The organism is Pseudomonas sp. ICMP 10191, from assembly GCF_001467335.1.
Taxonomy (GTDB): Bacteria; Pseudomonadota; Gammaproteobacteria; order Pseudomonadales; family Pseudomonadaceae; genus Aquipseudomonas; species Aquipseudomonas cerasi.
Genome location: NZ_LKGW01000169.1, coordinates 1 through 3,088, shown reverse-complemented (window position 1 = coordinate 3,088; position 3,088 = coordinate 1). Strand labels below are relative to the sequence as shown.

3 protein-coding genes and 3 pseudogenes are annotated in these 3,088 nt (G+C 46.7%); all 6 read right to left on the bottom strand.

Features of this window, described 5'->3' with window-relative positions; translation table 11 throughout:
• Positions 1-368 (bottom strand): annotated as a pseudogene (locus AO388_RS28175) (RHS repeat protein); the annotation flags it as partial.
• A gap of 218 nt (positions 369-586) precedes the next feature.
• Complete coding sequence (locus AO388_RS25390) at positions 587-970, bottom strand: hypothetical protein (RefSeq protein ID WP_052755371.1); 384 nt, start codon at positions 968-970, stop codon at positions 587-589.
• A gap of 13 nt (positions 971-983) precedes the next feature.
• Positions 984-1,385, bottom strand: a complete 402-nt coding sequence (locus AO388_RS30495) for a hypothetical protein (protein WP_442963829.1) — start codon at positions 1,383-1,385, stop codon at positions 984-986.
• Positions 1,365-1,666, bottom strand: a pseudogene (locus AO388_RS30490) (RHS repeat domain-containing protein); the annotation flags it as partial. The pseudogene AO388_RS30490 and the gene AO388_RS30495, both read right to left, overlap by 21 nt.
• Before the next feature lie 161 nt (positions 1,667-1,827).
• Positions 1,828-2,244 carry an immunity 22 family protein gene (locus AO388_RS25385; protein ID WP_058417394.1) on the bottom strand — a complete coding sequence of 139 codons (417 nt, stop codon included), beginning with the start codon at positions 2,242-2,244 and terminating at the stop codon, positions 1,828-1,830.
• Positions 2,241-3,088 (bottom strand): annotated as a pseudogene (locus AO388_RS30485) (RHS repeat domain-containing protein); the annotation flags it as partial. The pseudogene AO388_RS30485 and the gene AO388_RS25385, both read right to left, overlap by 4 nt.

Genomic DNA, 3,088 nt, shown 5'->3' with positions numbered 1-3,088 from the left:
TTGCGCAGCAGCTGGGTGGTCTGGCCTTTGCCATCGGTGTGGGTCAGGACCTGGCCCAGCTCGTTGTAGGTAAAGGTCTCGCTGGTGCCATCCGGGTGGTTGATGCGCAACACTTCGCCGTCGGGCTTGCGTTCCAGCGTGGTGGTGTTGTTCAGGGCATCGGTGACGGCCACCAGGTGGTGGCGTTCGTCATAGCGGTAATAAGTGCTTTTACCCGAACAGTCCTGAAAGCGCTGCACTTGCGCCAGGTTGTTCCACCACAGGTATTTGGACTTGAGCGTCGGGTCGACGATGGTGTGCGGCAGGCCGTCCTCACCGTTGAGGTACTCGGTCTTGTGGCCCAGCGCGTCGATCTCGGCGACGAGGTTGAGATCAGCATAGTCAGTTAATTTTATTCAAAAAGATGAATAGAGACAGCAAATGACTGAGACAATGTTGGCAGCCAGTTGCTTTTTGAATTATTAAAGAACTGAAAAACCCAAGAGGATGCAGATGTTATTTAAACCCTTTTATTATTGCTTCGAAATCAAAGCATTCAGAGCGTTGCCGGAACGAAAAGCCAAATAAACTAGCGATCACCTAGACGCTAAACAATCAGCTCAACCTGAGCCCCACTAAAAATATTCTGCAAGGCATCTTTCAGTATGCAGACTTTCCCTGAAGAATCGTGACTTTCTTGGGGTATTTCTGCCAAAATACTTAAGCCACCAAAAAAACCAGCAAACTCAGACTTAACCACCACCTCTAAACTATCGGGGCGCAGAATGACTTTTTCGATTGCGTCATGCATTTCATATTCCGCTTGATCAGTTTGAAAGCCGATACCATCATTTACCGTCGCGTTGTCTTCATCGTCAAGACGCGTAATAATCATAAAATTAGAAGGTGCTACTTGGTCATCACCTAAAGCAATAACTAAAACCTCATCTTCTTCGTAACATTTTATGGTAGACGCAAAAAACTTCTTCATCATATTTCCCCTTTTAACCACAACCAGGCCCAGATAATTTTTGACTATTTCTCGTCTTGGCGTTCCATGCCTCTACCGATTTCCCATCACTAGATGCCCATCTGTACTCCACATCTGCACCAGTAGCTCCTTTGAAACTATTCATCTTACCTTTACAACTATTGCAGGGCGGATATTCGCCTTCGACAACTAGTTTATCACCCGGTACAGCCAAATGATGTAACTCGCGAGTAATCCTCGCTTCAGCATGGGTAGCAAGTGTACTTTTTGAAAATCCTAAAGCAGCCTCGTCCGGCGTCATATTTCCGCTTTGCCAAGCTCCGGAGGTTTTCACATTACCTTTGCTATCATAAAGCGTAGCTATTGCGTTATGTGTCCCTTTTCCAGAACTAAATGCAAGGCCTAGCGGGTCGATGTAAGCAATAGGATTCAGAGCATACTGATAAATATGTATGCCGCCACTGAGCCCAATCGGATCCTGCGTTATAAACCGCCCAATCTCCGGGTCATAGTGCCTAAACGTGTTGTAGTGCAGCCCCGTCTCGACATCAAAATACTGCCCCTGAAATCGTAGGTTCTGCTTAACCTCGTTCACGACCAGCTTTTCAAACGCTCCCCAGCCCGGTACTTCGCCTGCCAGACAATCTGCCCTTCGGCATCGGTCATTTCCAGTGGTGTACCGATCTGGTCGTAATGCCGAAACGTGTTGTGTACTGCCTCGTCTCGATATCAAAATACTACCCTCGGAACCTCAGGTTCTATTCAACCTAATTTACCACTGGCTTTTCGATTTCACCCTCATGTCTTGCATCCAAAATGCCATTTGGATATTAGCTAGAACTAAACGGGCAAAAAAACTAATCGCCCTCAAAAACTCCTATATAGCTCAATCCATTATAGCTATTATCGGCTGAGGGACTTACAACTAGATCAGCGTCAGCGTACCAGAATATTGAATTTGCCTTTAGAATTCCTAAGCTTTTACAGGCCGCCTCGGCTCTTACTCGCTCACTTTGATCTATTGCTGCATCGTTTAGAATTTCATCAATCCCTACCTCAGTTTCGCGCCTAGGTATTATTCCGATAAAATCCTCGTCGTACCACTTTGTATTCACATCCTTGCAGAAATCACACAACTTGTAGTTGGGGTCATCGAAATCCCCCTCTGTAGAATAGTCGAGTTCAAAATACTTTTTGTAATCGCTTTCAGATGAGAAGTTGGTCCCAACCCATAAATGAACTTTTTCGTATTTTTCCAAATCATAGTCGCTCATTGACAGCCTCCTAGTTTCATATGTGCACTGTGGTGGGCATCTATAACCCTTAAAGCTTCAGCTTTATTTGGTGCGCTGACCAAGTCTTTGATCAATTTGTTATGGAAGTTTCTACCGGCTCTACTTCCATGGTGTGCCCCATCAGGAACCGGATTACCATGCTTATCTGTGACATTAACGAAAGTTATTTTATCTGTAGGGACGGCCATGCTTTTTAATTCTTGAGCGGTAAACCCAAGCTCTTTTGCTTTTGAAGCAATAGACACAGGAAAAAGTTCATGCTTACCTCCTGGACTCCGTAAAGCCGCCTCGACAGAAGATTTATTATTAACAACATCTTCTACCGATGCATTATTGAACCAGCTGGTAAAGCCGCCTTTTTCCCATGGCACCCAACCTAAAGGGTCAATCCAATCAATTGGATTCTGTGCGTACTGATATAAATTAAACCCACCCAACAACCCAATCGGATCCTGCGTAATAAACCGCCCAATCTCCGGGTCATAATACCGAAACGTGTTGTAATGCAATCCCGTCTCGACATCAAAATACTGCCCTTGAAATCTTAGGTTCTGCTCAACCTCGTTCACCACCAGGTTCTCAACCGCACCCCACGCCCGGTACTTCGCCTGCCAGACGATCTGCCCTTCGGTTCAACACGGGCCAGAGGCGCATAGCTGCCGGGCTCGTAAAGGTACAGGCTGCTCTGGCCGGGACTTTCCTCGCGCAGCATCCGCAGGCCTTGCCAGAGGAAGCGTTTGTGAGCGGCCTGGCCTTTGATCTCGGACTGTTTGGCGACTCGCCTGCCCAAACTATCGTATTGGTAGCTACTGGTGCTTTCCAC

Excerpts from the sequence above, each read along its gene's own strand:
- AO388_RS25385 (WP_058417394.1), bottom strand. The coding sequence starts at position 2,244 with ATGAGCGACTATGATTTGGAAAAATACGAAAAAGTTCATTTATGGGTT.
- AO388_RS25390 (WP_052755371.1), bottom strand. The coding sequence starts at position 970 with ATGAAGAAGTTTTTTGCGTCTACCATAAAATGTTACGAAGAAGATGAG.